A 15,108-nucleotide genomic window follows, 5' to 3' on the forward strand; every position below is an offset into this window, starting at 1 on the left:
CACCCAAACCTCGTTTCCCCCATGACGCAATGCCCCTCATGCGCTAGCGTAACATGATGACGACATCCCGGATTGCCCCTGACGACGACCGCGCTTTGCTGAACCTTGCCGCACGCTTGGCTCAGGAAGCTGGAGATATTATCAACACCATCCGCGCCCGTGGATTCCACACGGAGCTTAAAGCCGACCGCTCCGTTGTAACGGAAGCAGACACAGCAGCAGAACATCATATCCTCACACACCTACGCGCAGCTTGCCCTGAAATTGCGGCAATCAGCGAAGAGGAGTTCGCCGCAGGAAAGCAACCCGATGCCACACAAAGCTACTGGCTGATCGACCCGCTGGATGGCACACGAGGCTTTGCCAGTGGTGGCAAGGATTTTACCGTTAATATCGGCCTTATCCGGGGAGATAGCCCCGCCCTCGGTGCTGTTGCGCTACCGGGCTACGGTACCCTCTACACAGGCGGGAAGAACCTTGGAGCCTTTCGCACTGAGCACGGTGAGACTACACCGATCCTGACGGCCATCGCCTCTCCAGAGGGCCTGCGTGTACTAGCCTCGAGCCACCACGGAGACCCGGCCCTGCTGGAACGTTGGCTTGATGGCCGCAAAGTGCTCTCTCTCACCAAAATGGCATCCTCCGTCAAATTCATGAGAGTAGCTGAAGGCGATGCCGATTTTTATCCCCGCTTCGGCCCCACCATGGAGTGGGATACCGCCGCACCACAAGCCATCCTTGAAGCCGCTGGCGGCCAACTCCTTGATGCAGGCAACATTCCCCTGCGTTACGGCAAGCCCGGCCGATGCAACCCCGCTTTCTACTGCTTGGGCCGCACCGCATGACACTCCACACTGAACATCTCCACGCCACACCTGCCGGCATTGAGCGCGCAGCGTCCTTAATTCGCGAAGGCCGATTGGTCGCGTTCGGGACAGAAACAGTCTATGGCCTCGGCGCCCTCGCTTCGTCGGACCAAGCTGTAGCGCGTATCTTCGCAGCTAAAGGGCGACCTAAGTTCAATCCGCTCATTAGCCATTTTGCGGATGCTGAGAGCGCCTTGGCACAAGCGAACCTCCAAGGCCCTATTCAAGAACTCGCGCATAAACTGGCTGATGCTTTTTGGCCCGGCCCGCTGACACTTGTGTTGCCTCGTGCCATATCCTCAAGCATTTCCGACTTAACAGCGGCCGGGCTCGAAAGCATCGCCCTACGCGTCCCTCGTGGTCAGACAGCGCGTGCACTGCTTCGTGCCGTTGACGCACCGGTTGCGGCCCCTTCAGCGAACCTGTCAGGCACCGTAAGCCCCTCGGACGCTTTTCACGTGCTGCGATCACTGGGAGGCCGCATTGACGCGGTACTTGATTCTGGCCCCTGCTCCGTCGGTGTTGAAAGCACGGTTCTCGACCTGACACGGCCAACGCCAACACTCCTCAGACCCGGCGGCGTCACCCTTGAAGAGCTTACGGCAATTTGCGGCACAGTAGCCCACCCTGACGACTTTGCGGATCTTCTCCCATCATCCCCTGGTCGCCTTGCCTCTCACTACGCCCCCGCTCTTCCCGTCCGCCTTGACGCCACGAGCGTAGAACCTAACGAGGCGCTTTTAGCCTTCGGACCGGACGTTCCAGATGCAAAACTTACATGGAACCTTAGCAAACAAGCTGATCTGGAAGAAGCCGCAGCACGCTTATTCGCCGGGCTGCGCTTTCTTGATTCGGAAGGCGCACGGCGTGGCCTGACACGAATTGCAGCCCAAACGATTCCTCGCAAAGGCTTAGGGCTCGCAATCCGTGACCGACTGCGCCGCGCCGCAGAGCCGCGCCCTTAAATACCTCCAGCTGAGGAGCACGATTCATTGCCGTCTCACAAAACCGATTCGGGCTCCTCAGATTTAGACCCCCGTGAAATTAAAATTCTTTCCGATATTCTTGCTCTAGTGCTTGATGAGCAAAGTGGCACGTCTGAGGCCGCGCTTGCCGCGCTAAAGCTGCGTGCCGCACGAAACGAGTTTACTGGCGGGGCGCTCAAAAACCTTTTTATGGGCCTGACCGCGCACCCCCGAAATACTCGTGACGAAAAACGTATTGATGACCTCACGCGGCGCCTAAAAAACTCTAAGGCTGAGACTGAACAAGCTCGCCAAAGAATTGAGGCACTTCGAAGGGCACTCAAACAATGCCAAGACGAGCAATCTTTGTTGCGCCAGGCATACGCTGAAAAAAATCAGCCTTACCTTTGGCAAAAAACGACCTGGATCATTGCAGGGGTCGCCGGTATTTTTCTGGGAATAGCTACCGCAGAAACCGTGCATGCATTTAATGCTCCATTGCAACAGCCCCGGACATTGTATTTCCGTTAATCAACGCGCTGCTTTGGGGCTTCCCCCAAACGCCCCTGACCGCTAGACGATGAGCATGCCAACTTCCAAGGGTACATCCCTACGCTACAACCCCCCGCTTCTTGACCGCTACATTCTGCGGCAATTGACTGTCGCGCTATGCGCGCTTTCGGGCGGAGCTGTAGCTTTGATATGGCTTATCCAGTCGTTGCACTTCATTCCGGTCATTGTGCAACACGGCCTCTCTTTGACTGTGTTCATTGAGCTCACAGGCTTGTTGCTGCCCAATCTTCTGACCGTTATTTTACCAATATCGACGTTCTTGGTCATTTTATTTGCCTATCAGCGCATGGCTCAAGACCGTGAACTGACCGTTATGCGCGCCGCAGGGCTTTCCCCATTGGAGCTGGCCCGACCGGGAATACTCTGCGCCAGCGTAGTCGTCGTATTGGGCTTTATTCTCACCCTTTGGCTAGTTCCTGCCTCCGATTATGCCTTCCGAAAAAAGCAGATCGCGATAACAAACCGGGTGGCAGCACTCTTAATTGAGGAAGGTGTCTTCACCCAAGTCGGAAACAATCTGACAGTCTATGTCCGGGCGCGCGACGCAAGCGGACAACTGCAAGGGGTACTCATCGAAGACGACCGGGATCCTCAGACCCATGCCACGATTCTTGCCGAACGTGGTGCCGTCATTATGGTGAACGACCTGCCCCGCGTCGTTCTTTACAATGGCTCACGGCAGCAAATTGACCATAAAACCGGCCGCCTGAACGTCCTCACCTTCGGGCGGAATACCATTGAGTTGGCTGCCGCCAAAAAAAGCGGGCATCTCGACCGCACCGCAGAGGAACTCTCCCTACCGCAACTCCTTGATTCTAAAGGTCGGCCAGAGCATACCAAGTTTATTGCTGAGGCAACGCACCGGCTAACAACGCCCTTCAGCGTTTTTTCCTACGCCATGATTGCGCTGGTTGCCATTTTGCGCGGCACCTTCTCCCGCCACGGCAACATTATGCGCCCACTCACTGCGGTGTTTACCGTTGTCGGTCTTTTGGCACTCTCGCTGATGCTACAGAACCTAGCGAGCCGCACGCCGGGCCTCACTCCTTTAATATGGTTGGAAAGTATTTTACCGGGCGCCATCGGCTTTTTCTTTCTCGCCCGCAAGCGCGATACATTAAGCCTCTTTCCACGCCGTTCCGGGACACATTAACCATGACCTCTATTTCCCGCACGGCTCGGCATTTATTTGAAACGATTCAAATTTTTATCGTCGGTCACGGTGTAAAGCCCGGCTTTTCCACGACATTGGCTATCTATATCGCGCGCGTTTTTACGCTCTGCACGGTCGGAACAATTCTGGCACTGACAGGGCTGGTCTCTCTTTTTGACTTTATTGACCTGCTCCGCCGCGTAGCAGCACATCCCGCCTCTCCTAGCGCTCTCGCCCTGGAAATCGCGTTATTACACATCCCTTTTTATCTTATTTACGTTCTTCCATTCGGCATATTGCTCGGCGGCATTATCTGCTTTTTTCGTCTCACCCGCTCATCTGAACTTATCGTCGCCAGAGCGGCTGGCATCTCAGCTTGGCAATTTCTTGCCAGCCCGCTCGCCTGCGCTCTGATGATGGGCATTCTCACAACAACGGCCGTTTCATCTTTATCATCTACTTTTTACAGAAAAGCCGAGCAGCTCGACCAAACCTACCTACGCTCGGGCGGCAGCTCACTTACGCTAAAGAGCGGCTCACTATGGCTCAGACAAGCCGATGACGGCCTCGTCAACCACGGCGTCGCTATCCTGCATGGTCAGAGCGTAGAGTTAACGCATCATGAGCTCATTCTGCATGGCGTCACGCTTTTTCGCCTCGACGCACATGACGCGCTCATCCTTCGCGTAGAAGCCCCTGAAGCGAGTTTGCTCAATAATGAGTGGCGCTTGCCGGAAGCATCCGAACTAAAAGCAGATCATTTGCCGACCCCCATCGGGTCGCTCTCACTGCCTTCGGATCTTACCATTTCTCGTATACAGGAAAGTTTTGCTTCACCGGACACATTATCGGTTTTCGCTCTGCCGGGCTTTATTGAACTCATGGAGCGTTCGGGCTTTCCATCAATACGCCACAGACTACACTTACAGTCTCTTCTTGCTCTTCCTATTTTGGCCGGAACCATGGCATTGGTATCAGCTGGGTTCTCGATGCGTCCTACCCGTCGTGGCGGTGTCGCACGAATGTTGGGATCAGGGGTTGCAGCGGGCTTCGCTTTGTTTACGATTTCAAAGGTTGCAGAAAAATTTGGTGAATCCGGCGCATTACCGCCGGTACTCGCAGCATGGGCACCAACAGGTGCAGGGCTTTGCCTCGCTCTTGCGCTCTTGCTGTACATGGAGGATGGTTAATGGCGTCGCCTCGCGGGCAAGACAGTAAGCAGGATATGGTGCAAAATATTTCACACAAACACTCCTGCACGAATGCGCAATCGCACAGCACTTCTCGCCGTCTTCCACGGCGTTATCGCGCGTCTCTTGCCGCTGCGGCCCTAACGGGTACGGCTCTTGCTTCACCATTTCAGGTAGAAGCCAGCTCTATGCGACGCGACAACTCCCATGTCGTCGTCGTCGGGCGCCCAACGTCAGAAGGTGATCCGCTCACCTACCTGACGGATAAAGAAAGCTACGATAAAAGTGGCATCGCCACATGGACCGGCAATGTCCGTGTCTGGCAGGGTGATCACGCATTACGTGCGGATATGATTCGCTACGACCGCAATACAGGCACCCTGACAGCAACAGGCCATGTCGCCATGACTGAACCCGACGGCAGCACCACATATGCTGACCATTTCGAGTTCAGCCACGGCATGCATGACGGGATCGGCACTGCGCTATACCTCCGCATGGAAGATAACGCGAAACTGGCGGGCAACGGCATGCGCCGTACACACGGCCTCATTAACGACCTCTCAAAGGCCGTTTATACGGCCTGCGAAGTCTGTAGCAAAACCCCAGAAAAGCCGCCTTTTTGGCAGTTTAAAGCTTACAACGCGACACAAGATACACAACACAAACGCATTGAATTTGACCACGCCTGGCTGCAAATACTCGGCATTCCTGTCTTTTACTTCCCCTTCTTTTCTATGACGGATCCCTCCGTAAAGCGTCAAAGCGGCTTCCTTATGCCCGGCATCAGCCCGCATGACCGCTTCTTGGGAACGTATGTCACTATCCCGTACTTCTGGGCGATTGACCAACATCAAGACGCGACCATTCGCCTCCTCGCATCTTCTCGCACGGGGCCAGAGATTACGGGGCAGTACCGTAATCGCCTGAATTTTGGCACGATTAATATTTCTGCTGGCACGGCATTTGATACTTACAGTACGAGCGAATACGTCAAAGTCTTTGGTAATACTGTAACCTCATCCAATGACTATGGCCTGCAAGGATATTTCTTTGGCCGCGCTAATTTTGCCCTGAACCGCTACTGGCAAGCAGGAGCGAACATTAACCTCGCCACCTCAGCCAATTACATGCGCGATTATCGCGTACCCGGCTACGGGCAGGAAACACTCAACTCCAACCTTTACGCTGAAGGTTACGGCGTAGGCGCCTATACGCGTATTGATGCGCAAGCCTATCAAGGCCTGAACCAAGGCGTCATTCAAAACTCCCAGCTCCCGTGGGTTTTGCCGCGCCTGACATATGCCTTCCAAGGCCAACCTGACCTTTTAGGCGGACGCATAAGCCTAAAGACAACAGATTTTAACGTTTATCGGTCCGTCGGTGTTTCGGATCAACGTGCCCAGTTGGCCGTGCAGTGGGACCGGCCATTCCTCAACCGTTTGGGGCAAGAATGGCTCCTGACCGCACGAGTTGATTCCAACGTCTACCGTGCGACGAGCCTGAACCAGCAACCCATTTACGCGACAGGCGCAACACGGGCCGTTACCGGGCAAGCACTACCAACGATTGCCCTACGGATGAACTGGCCTTTGCTCCGAAGCTTTTCACATGGCGTCGGAACACAAATCTTCGAGCCAATTGCGCAGATTATTGCTGCTCCTAACACCGGAAACTCGTCATCACGCAACCGGCCCAACGAAGACAGTCTGACATACGAGTTCAGCGATACAACGCTCTTCTCGCTGAACAGATATATGGGGACGGACAGACTTGATGGCGGCCTCCGTGCGAATGTCGGCATCCATCAAAACTGGAGCTGGCGCGGCCACGAGATCGACATGCTTGCCGGGGAAAGCATACAAGAACACATTACCTACAACCGCATTCCCTACTCCGGCCTTGACCACCACTTGTCAGACCCAGTTGCCCGCATTCGTATCGCGCCTAATAGCGCTTTCGACATGACAGCGCGTGGCCGCTACAACCCGTGGACACGCCAGTTCGACTTCGGTGAAGGCCTTGTCAGCATGGGTGCACCGCTCCTGCGCGTCACCGCCGGCTATGTTTATGCCCCTGTTACACCTTATTACTATTATGGTACCGACTACGTCTCCCAGACGCCAAATTCATCATATCTTCAAAAAACCAACGAATTAACGGGTGGTTTTTCAACGCATTGGCGGAATTATCATGCCTCTGGCTTCTTCCGCCGCGCGCTTTCCCGCAACCAGTTCGTCGCAAATGGCGGCACTGTCGGTTACAGCAACGACTGCTTTGGGCTAGATGTGATGTACATCAAACAATATACCCGTATCGGCGGCATCCAGCGCAACACGACCATCCTCTTTAATTTTACGTTTAAGACGATCGGCACTTTCGGAATCAACGGTTGAGCATGTTCATGACTTCACGCACCCTCTTCCCACGCGTAACGACAGTTGCCCTCGCAGCTCTCACCATGGGAGCTTCACTGGCAATGGCCTCGACGGCTTTGGCGGCGCATCATGGGCACGCAAACCCACCACCTGCCAAAACAGCAACCACCACGCCTGCGGCGGATGCTACCCCACCCGATGACCAAATTCTTGCTGTTATCAACGGGCAGGTCCTCACCCAGCGTGATGTAGACAACCGCGAGCGTCTTTTTGTGCTGTCCACCGGGCTGCCTGTCAGCCCTGACGTTCTGAAGCGTATGCGCGGACAGATTGTCCATCAGCTGATAGATGAACGCCTCAAAACACAAGAAATTCTGAAGCGCCACATCAACGTTGAACCCCAGCAAATCGCCGAAACTATTTCGAATATCGAAGCCCGTAACGGCATGCCAAAAAACGCTCTGCGTGACAGGCTGGCAAAAGACAGCGTCTCTCTCACAACGCTTATCGACCAGATTCGTGTTCAAATCGGCTGGATGCAAGTCCTGCGTGAACAGCTTGGTGAAGGCGGGCGTATTACAGCCATACAGATCGCTCAGCGTGAACAAGCGCTGCAAGCTGAGCAAGGTCGCCCCCAATATATGATGAGCGAAATCTTCGTTCCTGTTCCAGATCCGCGCCACGACGAAAATGAATTAGCCTTCACGCGCACAATTATTTCTCAGTTGCGTGCCGGTGCACCTTTCCCAATCGTTGCAGCTCAATTCTCTCAGGACCAATCTGCTTTGGATGGCGGCTCAAAAGGCTGGGTTCAAGAAGATAACCTTGATCCACAGGTCGTCGATATCGTCCGACAAATGCCAATCGGCGCTATTTCCAACCCGATTCAAGTTGCCGGCGGCTTCGTCATTGCTACGGTGCAAGCCAAGCGTACGGTTGGCAAACAAATGGGAACGCTCGTTTCCATGCGTCAGGCGTTTTTCCCATTCGATGCCCCTTTGAACCCACAGGCTCCAACTCCACAACAACGCAGCATGCTTGAGCACGCAACGAAAGCAACGCAAAGCATCCACAGCTGCGATGAGATGGAAGCTCTTAACAAATCTTTGGGTGAAAAGCGGCCAAGCAACCCCGGCACCCAGGTGCTAGAGCGTCTGATGCCGCAAATGCGCTCCATCATTGAGCCATTGCCGCTGAATAAGGCCAGCCACCCACTCATCTCAGTTGACGGCATCGCCCTGCTGATCGTGTGTGACCGTCAGCAAAAAAACCTCGCTCAACAATCTCCCAGCGAAATTGCAGACCAGCTCATGAACGAGCGCGTTGAGCAGGCGTCTCGCCAGCTTCAGCGTGACCTGCAACGCCGCGCCGTGATTGACATGCGCCCAGCCGCACGCTCAATCCTGAACTAATACAGGCCACTGATTATCGTGACTCTTCCTTCCCTAAAGGACAGCATCCAACAGCACGGACTTGACGCCAAAAAAGCTCTTGGACAGCACTTTCTTCTTGATCCGGGCCTCTGCGCCCGGATCGCTGCTTTAGGCGGTGACCTCACCGGGCGCAGCGTTGTAGAAATCGGCCCAGGACCGGGCGGCCTCACCCGCGCGCTTATCAATACCCCCGCAGACCGCATTGATGCCGTAGAAATTGACGAGCGGGCTTGGCCCCTCCTTGACGAACTTGCGGGCTATGCGAATGGCCGGCTGCACATCGTGCGACAAGATGCACTCACTCTCGACGCGGCATCCCTAGGGCCAGCCCCACGCCAAATCGTTGCAAACCTTCCATATAACGTCGCGACACCTCTGCTAATCGGGTGGCTACGCCAAGCCGCATCATGGGAACGTATGGCCCTGATGTTCCAGTTCGAAGTCGCGGAACGTATCTGCGCGGCACCTGGCACGTCCGCGTATGGCCGCCTCGCGGTTTTGGCCCAGTGGTGCGCTCAATGCAGCATCGCGCTTAAGATCCCGCCTGGCGCATTTTCGCCCCCACCAAAAGTCCACTCCGCTGTTGCAGTTATAATCCCACACGCAGAGCAACCTGAGCCATCTTTGTTCAAAGCTATGGAACGAGTAACCGCAGCTGCATTTGGGCAAAGACGGAAAATGCTTCGCTCTTCTCTTAAATCCATCGGCGGGGAAAAACTGCTCTCTCAAGCGGAAATCGAACCCACTCGTCGCGCTGAAACTCTGTCCATTGCGGAATTTGCACGCCTTGCCACCCTCCACCATGCTGACCGCTAGTGGAGCAAAACAAACAACGCTGTAAATGGGCTGAAGCAACCCCACTCTTAAAAGACTACCACGATACGGAGTGGGGCAAGCCTGCCCCTGACGAACGCAGCTTATGGGAGACTCTCATGCTCGAGAGTTTCCAAGCTGGCCTATCATGGCGCATTGTCCTTGAGCGCAGAGAGGCCCTAAGGGCGGCATTTGCACAGTTCGAGCCACACAAGGTCGCTCTTTTCACGCCGCAAGATGTCGAACGATTAATGCTCAACGCGGATATCATCCGCTCCAAAGCCAAAATCGAAGCTGTTATCCATAACGCTCGCATTTTCATGGATATGCAGTCCCACGGTGAGAGCCTTGAGCAACTACTGGCACCGTTTACACAAAATGCCCCATTCGTCCAAAGCGTTGACGAACAGCCCCAAACGCAGTCACCTCTTTCTTGCACTATTGCTCACGCTCTAAAAAAACGTGGTTTCAAGTTTATCGGCCCAGTGATCATCTATGCTTGGCTTCAAGCGATAGGCATTGTTGATGACCACGAACCACAATGTTTCAATCATTTTAGTAAGAGACATTAAATATGCTTATGCCAATTATTTATAGCTGTGCGGCACTGTGCGAAATCGCGGGATGTTTTACATTTTGGATGTGGTTGCGCTCGGCTAAGAGCGCTTTGTGGCTTATCCCAGGCTGCGCTTCACTTATCGCCTTTGCCTACCTGCTCACCCTGATTGATACGAGCCAAGCAGGACGAGCTTATGCAGCCTATGGCGGCATATACATCACAGCATCTGTCTTGTGGCTTTGGATTGTTGAAGATACCCGCCCTGATCTATGGGATTTATGCGGTACCTCCTTGTGCATTATCGGTGCAGGAATAATTTTCTTCGCGCCACACCGCCAGTAAGGCACCCGGTTTTCTACCCTATCGATGCGATAAAAAAACCGTAAAATCGTTGGACGGCCACTGATAAGGAATTTGCCTCAGCATATCTCCGATAAACCCTCGGTGATATGTTGCGTGGTTCACAATGTGCAAAAGAACATTTTCTCGGGTCATGGCCCCTTCTGAGCCATCAAGAAAATTAAAGCGTACCACGTCATCGAAGCCCGCTTCTTCCAAAGCGTAAGCATAATTAAGGTACCACTGATTCATTTCATCAATTGAATGACAGAGAGAACCAATACTCACAACACCATCTATATTACGTATTTTATAATTATGCCTCACACCCAATAGGTGATGCTTAAATATATCCTCTACAGCATAAACATGCGATAATGTTTTGAGAATATTTCCAAATGTTGTCGCTCGCGGCTTTAACAACTCTCCATTAGGCAAATCAAGCAGCGCCTTACATGTTAAGCCATCCGCCCATTGTTTATACTCCAAAAGGCGAACCAAAACTGCGCATCTTGCCGTTTGCAACGTCTTCATTTGTTGAGCCATCCCTAACGCAATAACACCAACCGATTTATTTTTCGTCCAGCCATTCTTCAAATACAAAAATCCCGGCGCGGGCTAACCCGGCCGGGATTTCTATCTACATCGTCGAACGCGCCAAAAGGCGAACGTTTTACTCTGCAGCAGCGTCTTCAGCGGCTTCAGCTGCAGCTTCTTCAGCTGCATTTTCTGCCTGCAGGTCACCGAGGATGTTTTCGTCCTCTTCCTGTACGCCAACTTCTTCACCACGTGCTTGACGCTCAGCTTCTTCTTCTGAACGTGCGACGTTAACCGTCAACGTGATGGAGACTTCTGGGTGCAGAACAACCTTAGCAGCTGTCAGGCCAAGAGCCTTAATCGGGTATTCAAGAACAACTTGCTGACGAGCAATCGTCAGGCCAGCGTCCGTTGCTGCAATCGCGATGTCGCGCGTGCTGACGGAGCCGTAAAGGCTGCCGCTGTCACTTGCTTGGCGAATAACAACAACCGTCAGGTCGTGCATACGCTCAGCAAGACGCTCAGCTTCTTCACGCTTCTTCAGGTTCAAAGCTTCGAGCTGTACGCGCTCAACTTCGAAACGCTTTTGGTTAGCAGCAGTCGCACGGAGTGCCTTGCCTTGCGGCAGAAGGAAGTTACGTGCGTAGCCCGGCTTAACGTGGACGAGGTCGCCCATCTGGCCGAGATGCTCAACCCGCTGCAGCAGGATCAATGCGGTCTGGGACATGATGCTCTCCTCAGTTCACGACGTAAGGAAGCAGAGCGAGGAAGCGCGCGCGCTTAATCGCTTGAGCCAGCTCACGCTGCTTCTTAGCCGAAACAGCCGTGATACGGCTTGGTACGATCTTACCGCGTTCTGACAGGAAGCGGCTCAGGAGGCGCACGTCCTTGTAGTCGATCTTCGGTGCGTTTGGACCGGAGAACGGGCAAGACTTGCGACGACGGTAGAACGGGCGGCGTGCACCAACGGCTGTACGACGTGCGGCCGGGTTCACTTCAGGGGTGTTGATGTCTGACATTCTTCTTACTCAGCTCCTGCCTCAGCCTCGGCGCGTGCGCGATATTCTTCGCGATCTTCGCTGCCACGACGTCCACCACGACCGCTTTCAAAGCGACCGGACGGCTTGGAACCACCACGGAAAGAACCGCGCTCGCCACGATCGTCACCCTTACGTGCCAGAACTGGCGATGGGGTTTCGTCGATTTCGTCGATACGCAGGGTCAGAACGCGCAGAACGTCTTCGTTCAGGCCGAGCTGACGCTCAACTTCACGCAAGACATCAGCCGCACATTCGATACCGAGAAGGACGTAATGGCCCTTACGGTTCTTCTTGATGCGGTAAGCCAGCGAACGCAGGCCCCAGAATTCACGCTTCTTGATCGAGCCGCCGTTTTCGGTCAGCAGGGTTTCGATCGTCTCGACAATGCCTTCGACCTGAGCCTGAGACACGTCATTACGTGCAATAAGCACGCTTTCATACAGTGGCATGTGCTCTCCCTTCGGATAAGGTCAACCCATATGCTTCAACCCATGTCGAAGCATGTGCCCCGTCATACAGGCTTAAAACCATAATGATGTAAGCACGGGTATAGCTGGCGCGACGCCACATCGCCCAGCAGGGAAGATCGGCACAAACCACATTCCAAGGAGAAAAACAAGAACGAATCGACTAGCCGTCCGCACTTCTCCGCTCAATTCTTTCAGGAATGAGCTCTTGCGGTACGTCCCACTGTTCTCGCACTACCCGCGTGATGCGGAAACCGGCCTTTTGGTAGTTCGGCAGAGCCCGCGGGTGATCCAATGTGCAGGTATTCACCTCAAGCTTTGATACACCGAGACTAAAGGCATGCCCTATGGCACATTCCAACAGCAAACGCCCAAAGCCGCGTCCTATTGCCTGCGGAAGCAGGCCAAAATACGCAAGCTCCACAACCATCGGAGAAACGCGGTTCAGTTCGTAAAAACCTAGCGGCGTACCCTGCTTGCTGTGCAGCACCATGATGACGCGCTCAGGTTCACGCAACAATGACGCCAGAACATCCTCCGGCATCATGCGGCGCATCCACCAACAATAGTCGGACCCGACATCTCGGTACAAACGCCTGTAGAGCCCCACAGCAGAAGGGGCTAGCCTCGTTAAAGCTAGCCCCTCCGGCAGAGGTGGCATATCCGTGCCACCACGCACCATTTCAAGAAATGTTACATCCACATCCAGACGGGACGATGGCCCGGACGGACGTAGCCAGTCAGCCAGCATCAATTGTCGTCAAGGAAGGAGCGCAGCTTACGGCTACGGCTTGGGTGCTTCAACTTACGAAGCGCCTTTGCCTCAATCTGACGAATACGCTCTCGCGTTACGTTAAATTGCTGCCCGACTTCTTCCAGCGTATGGTCGGTGTTCATACCAATACCGAACCGCATACGCAGCACGCGCTCTTCACGCGGCGTCAAGGATGCCAGAACGCGCGTTGTTGCTTCGCGCAGGTTGGTCTGAATAGCAGCGTCTAGAGGGATAACGGCTGTTTTATCCTCGATGAAATCGCCAAGATGGCTATCTTCCTCGTCACCAATAGGCGTTTCGAGCGAGATAGGCTCTTTTGCAATCTTGAGGACCTTACGCACCTTCTCCAGAGGCATACCCAGCTTTTCAGCCAGTTCTTCTGGAGCAGGTTCGCGGCCGATTTCATGCAACATCTGGCGTGATGTACGCACCAGCTTGTTGATCGTCTCGATCATATGCACCGGAATACGGATCGTCTTTGCCTGATCCGCAATCGAACGCGTAATAGCCTGACGGATCCACCACGTTGCATAAGTAGAGAACTTATAACCGCGACGGTATTCGAACTTATCCACGGCCTTCATCAGGCCGATATTACCTTCCTGAATAAGATCCAGGAACTGCAACCCACGGTTCGTGTACTTTTTGGCAATAGAAATAACGAGGCGCAGGTTAGCCTCAATCATTTCTTTCTTAGCGCGCGTTGAGTCACGTTCGCCGCGGGAAATAGTCGTGTAAACACGGCGGAACTCACCAACAGGCAAACCCGTTTCGTGCGAAAGTGTCGCCAGTTCGTTTCGCAGATGTTCAAGCGATTCCACGTGCTTTGTGGTCAGAGTTTTCCAGCCTTTGCCAGGCAGCTTGCTGATAAACTCGATCCACGTCGGATCCATCTCGCGGTTACGATACTTCAGCAAGAAATCATCGCGCGAAATTTTGCAGCTTTCAGCCAGACGCAACATGCGCCCTTCAATGCTGTTCAAGCGCTGCACGTGGATTTTAATTTGGGCTACCAGCTCTTCGATACGATTATTATGCAGGTGAACCTGCTCAACAATGCTTACCAATTCACCCCGCAGAGCTTCGTAGCTTTGCTCTGCGTCTGAAGAATGCTCGGCGCCACCTTCCAATGCTTCCAGACGGCGCACTTGGACTTCACGCAGCTTCTTGTAGAGCGGCTCGATAGCCTCAAAACGTGCGAGAATTTCTGGGCGAAGCTTTTCTTCCAAAGCGGACAAAGAGAGACCGCTGCCCTCTTGAGGCTCGCCGTCTTCGTTTTCGTCTTCTGGCGCTTCATCTTCGGCAGGCTCTTCGCCTTCCTCACCTTCTTCACCCTCGGGGCCCGGGCCACCTGCTTGGCTGGCTTCAAGGTCCACGATGTCACGCAGCAACATTTCACCGTCTTTCAAACGGTCATGCCACGAAATAATTGCGCGGATAGTCAGCGGGCTTTCGCACAGCCCACCGATCATCTCATCCCGACCAGCCTCGATGCGCTTAGCGATGGCGATTTCGCCTTCGCGCGAGAGCAGTTCAACCGTACCCATTTCGCGTAGGTACATACGCACAGGGTCATCTGTACGGCTCGCCGCTTCGGCGTCGACGTTACCACCTTGTGGCTCGTCAGATTCCTCTTCTGTCTCAGCAGCATCAACGCGCGAAGTATCGTTCTCTTCCTGCTCTTCCGCGTCGAGCACTTGGATGCCCATTTCCGACAGCGCAGCCATGACGTCTTCAATCTGTTCTGAAGACATCTGGTCCTGCGGCAGAACCGCGTTCAGCTCGTCAAAAGTGATATGCCCGCGTTCACGCCCTTTGGCGATCAGCCGCTTAACGGCCGCGGATTGCGTATCCAGAAGCGTAGCATCGCCTTCCTGCTCCTGTGCGTTCCGTTCCGTATTCGAGGCTGTTTTCGTCGCCATGCGTCTCTCCGTCAAACCCACCGCCTGCAAGCAATTCGGCAGCGTGCAGGTGGTCGATCACGCGCCTAAAGTCAAGATTAACTTACAAAAGAAAAGCT

General features: G+C 54.1%; 16 protein-coding genes. 10 read left to right on the top strand and 6 right to left on the bottom strand.

Annotated elements, in window-relative coordinates:
- The first annotated feature begins 56 nt into the window (after nt 1-56).
- The 10 genes from D5366_RS01095 to D5366_RS01140 all read left to right on the top strand — a co-directional run bounded on the left by D5366_RS01095 (nt 57) and on the right by D5366_RS01140 (nt 10,272).
- Nucleotides 57-845, top strand: coding sequence for a 3'(2'),5'-bisphosphate nucleotidase CysQ family protein (locus tag D5366_RS01095; RefSeq protein ID WP_141493741.1), 789 nt, complete (start codon nt 57-59; stop codon nt 843-845).
- On the top strand, nt 842-1,831 hold the full coding sequence (locus D5366_RS01100; RefSeq protein ID WP_141491931.1) for an L-threonylcarbamoyladenylate synthase: 990 nt from the start codon (nt 842-844) through the stop codon (nt 1,829-1,831). Before D5366_RS01095 ends, D5366_RS01100 begins: the two co-directional genes overlap by 4 nt.
- A 27-nt stretch (nt 1,832-1,858) precedes the next feature.
- The gene (locus tag D5366_RS11905) at nt 1,859-2,362 is read left to right on the top strand and encodes a hypothetical protein (protein WP_240775283.1); all 504 of its coding nucleotides are present in this window, start codon (nt 1,859-1,861) and stop codon (nt 2,360-2,362) included.
- A 55-nt stretch (nt 2,363-2,417) separates the two neighbouring features.
- Nucleotides 2,418-3,557 (top strand): LPS export ABC transporter permease LptF, encoded by a 1,140-nt coding sequence (gene lptF, locus D5366_RS01110; protein WP_141491932.1) that lies wholly within the window; start codon nt 2,418-2,420, stop codon nt 3,555-3,557.
- A 2-nt stretch (nt 3,558-3,559) separates the two neighbouring features.
- Complete coding sequence (lptG, locus tag D5366_RS01115; protein WP_141491933.1) at nt 3,560-4,747, top strand: LPS export ABC transporter permease LptG; 1,188 nt, start codon at nt 3,560-3,562, stop codon at nt 4,745-4,747.
- Between the two features lie 188 nt (nt 4,748-4,935).
- A complete protein-coding gene (locus D5366_RS01120) occupies nt 4,936-7,143 on the top strand; it encodes an LPS-assembly protein LptD (RefSeq protein WP_240775364.1) in 2,208 nt (735 codons plus the stop codon).
- A gap of 8 nt (nt 7,144-7,151) precedes the next feature.
- Complete coding sequence (locus tag D5366_RS01125) at nt 7,152-8,537, top strand: peptidylprolyl isomerase (RefSeq protein WP_141491934.1); 1,386 nt, start codon at nt 7,152-7,154, stop codon at nt 8,535-8,537.
- Between the two features lie 18 nt (nt 8,538-8,555).
- Nucleotides 8,556-9,374: a 16S rRNA (adenine(1518)-N(6)/adenine(1519)-N(6))-dimethyltransferase RsmA gene (rsmA, locus tag D5366_RS01130; RefSeq protein ID WP_141491935.1), complete on the top strand. Its 819-nt coding sequence runs from the start codon at nt 8,556-8,558 to the stop codon at nt 9,372-9,374.
- Nucleotides 9,374-9,943 (top strand): DNA-3-methyladenine glycosylase I, encoded by a 570-nt coding sequence (locus D5366_RS01135; RefSeq protein ID WP_141491936.1) that lies wholly within the window; start codon nt 9,374-9,376, stop codon nt 9,941-9,943. Before rsmA ends, D5366_RS01135 begins: the two co-directional genes overlap by 1 nt.
- Before the next feature lie 2 nt (nt 9,944-9,945).
- Nucleotides 9,946-10,272: a YnfA family protein gene (locus D5366_RS01140; RefSeq protein ID WP_205839592.1), complete on the top strand. Its 327-nt coding sequence runs from the start codon at nt 9,946-9,948 to the stop codon at nt 10,270-10,272.
- An 18-nt stretch (nt 10,273-10,290) separates the two neighbouring features.
- On the opposite strand, the gene D5366_RS01145 is transcribed toward D5366_RS01140, so the two are convergent.
- The 6 genes from D5366_RS01145 to rpoD all read right to left on the bottom strand — a co-directional run bounded on the left by D5366_RS01145 (nt 10,291) and on the right by rpoD (nt 15,010).
- On the bottom strand, nt 10,291-10,803 hold the full coding sequence (locus D5366_RS01145) for a DinB family protein (RefSeq protein ID WP_141491937.1): 513 nt from the start codon (nt 10,801-10,803) through the stop codon (nt 10,291-10,293).
- Between the two features lie 139 nt (nt 10,804-10,942).
- On the bottom strand, nt 10,943-11,533 hold the full coding sequence (rplI, locus tag D5366_RS01150; RefSeq protein ID WP_141491938.1) for a 50S ribosomal protein L9: 591 nt from the start codon (nt 11,531-11,533) through the stop codon (nt 10,943-10,945).
- Nucleotides 11,534-11,543: 10 nt separating this feature from the next.
- Nucleotides 11,544-11,825, bottom strand: a complete 282-nt coding sequence (gene rpsR, locus D5366_RS01155) for a 30S ribosomal protein S18 (RefSeq protein WP_141491939.1) — start codon at nt 11,823-11,825, stop codon at nt 11,544-11,546.
- Between the two features lie 5 nt (nt 11,826-11,830).
- Nucleotides 11,831-12,295 (bottom strand): 30S ribosomal protein S6, encoded by a 465-nt coding sequence (gene rpsF / locus D5366_RS01160; protein ID WP_141491940.1) that lies wholly within the window; start codon nt 12,293-12,295, stop codon nt 11,831-11,833.
- 181 nt (nt 12,296-12,476) lie between these two features.
- Entirely contained in the window at nt 12,477-13,064 is a 588-nt protein-coding gene (locus D5366_RS01165; RefSeq protein ID WP_141493744.1) for a GNAT family N-acetyltransferase, read from the bottom strand.
- Nucleotides 13,064-15,010: an RNA polymerase sigma factor RpoD gene (gene rpoD / locus D5366_RS01170; RefSeq protein ID WP_141491941.1), complete on the bottom strand. Its 1,947-nt coding sequence runs from the start codon at nt 15,008-15,010 to the stop codon at nt 13,064-13,066. The genes D5366_RS01165 and rpoD overlap by 1 nt, the downstream gene beginning before the upstream one ends.
- Nucleotides 15,011-15,108 lie beyond the last annotated feature (98 nt).

The organism is Neokomagataea tanensis, assembly GCF_006542335.1.
Classification (GTDB): domain Bacteria; phylum Pseudomonadota; class Alphaproteobacteria; order Acetobacterales; family Acetobacteraceae; genus Gluconobacter; species Gluconobacter tanensis.

What these genes read in the sequence shown, in the direction of transcription:
- D5366_RS01095 (WP_141493741.1), top strand. Translation starts at nt 57, where the DNA reads ATGACGACATCCCGGATTGCCCCTGACGACGACCGCGCTTTGCTGAAC.
- D5366_RS01100 (WP_141491931.1), top strand. Translation starts at nt 842, where the DNA reads ATGACACTCCACACTGAACATCTCCACGCCACACCTGCCGGCATTGAG.
- lptF (WP_141491932.1), top strand. Translation starts at nt 2,418, where the DNA reads ATGCCAACTTCCAAGGGTACATCCCTACGCTACAACCCCCCGCTTCTT.
- lptG (WP_141491933.1), top strand. Translation starts at nt 3,560, where the DNA reads ATGACCTCTATTTCCCGCACGGCTCGGCATTTATTTGAAACGATTCAA.
- D5366_RS01120 (WP_240775364.1), top strand. Translation starts at nt 4,936, where the DNA reads ATGCGACGCGACAACTCCCATGTCGTCGTCGTCGGGCGCCCAACGTCA.
- D5366_RS01125 (WP_141491934.1), top strand. Translation starts at nt 7,152, where the DNA reads ATGACTTCACGCACCCTCTTCCCACGCGTAACGACAGTTGCCCTCGCA.
- D5366_RS01140 (WP_205839592.1), top strand. Translation starts at nt 9,946, where the DNA reads ATGCTTATGCCAATTATTTATAGCTGTGCGGCACTGTGCGAAATCGCG.
- D5366_RS01145 (WP_141491937.1), bottom strand. Translation starts at nt 10,803, where the DNA reads ATGAAGACGTTGCAAACGGCAAGATGCGCAGTTTTGGTTCGCCTTTTG.
- rplI (WP_141491938.1), bottom strand. Translation starts at nt 11,533, where the DNA reads ATGTCCCAGACCGCATTGATCCTGCTGCAGCGGGTTGAGCATCTCGGC.
- rpsR (WP_141491939.1), bottom strand. Translation starts at nt 11,825, where the DNA reads ATGTCAGACATCAACACCCCTGAAGTGAACCCGGCCGCACGTCGTACA.
- rpsF (WP_141491940.1), bottom strand. Translation starts at nt 12,295, where the DNA reads ATGCCACTGTATGAAAGCGTGCTTATTGCACGTAATGACGTGTCTCAG.
- D5366_RS01165 (WP_141493744.1), bottom strand. Translation starts at nt 13,064, where the DNA reads ATGCTGGCTGACTGGCTACGTCCGTCCGGGCCATCGTCCCGTCTGGAT.
- rpoD (WP_141491941.1), bottom strand. Translation starts at nt 15,010, where the DNA reads ATGGCGACGAAAACAGCCTCGAATACGGAACGGAACGCACAGGAGCAG.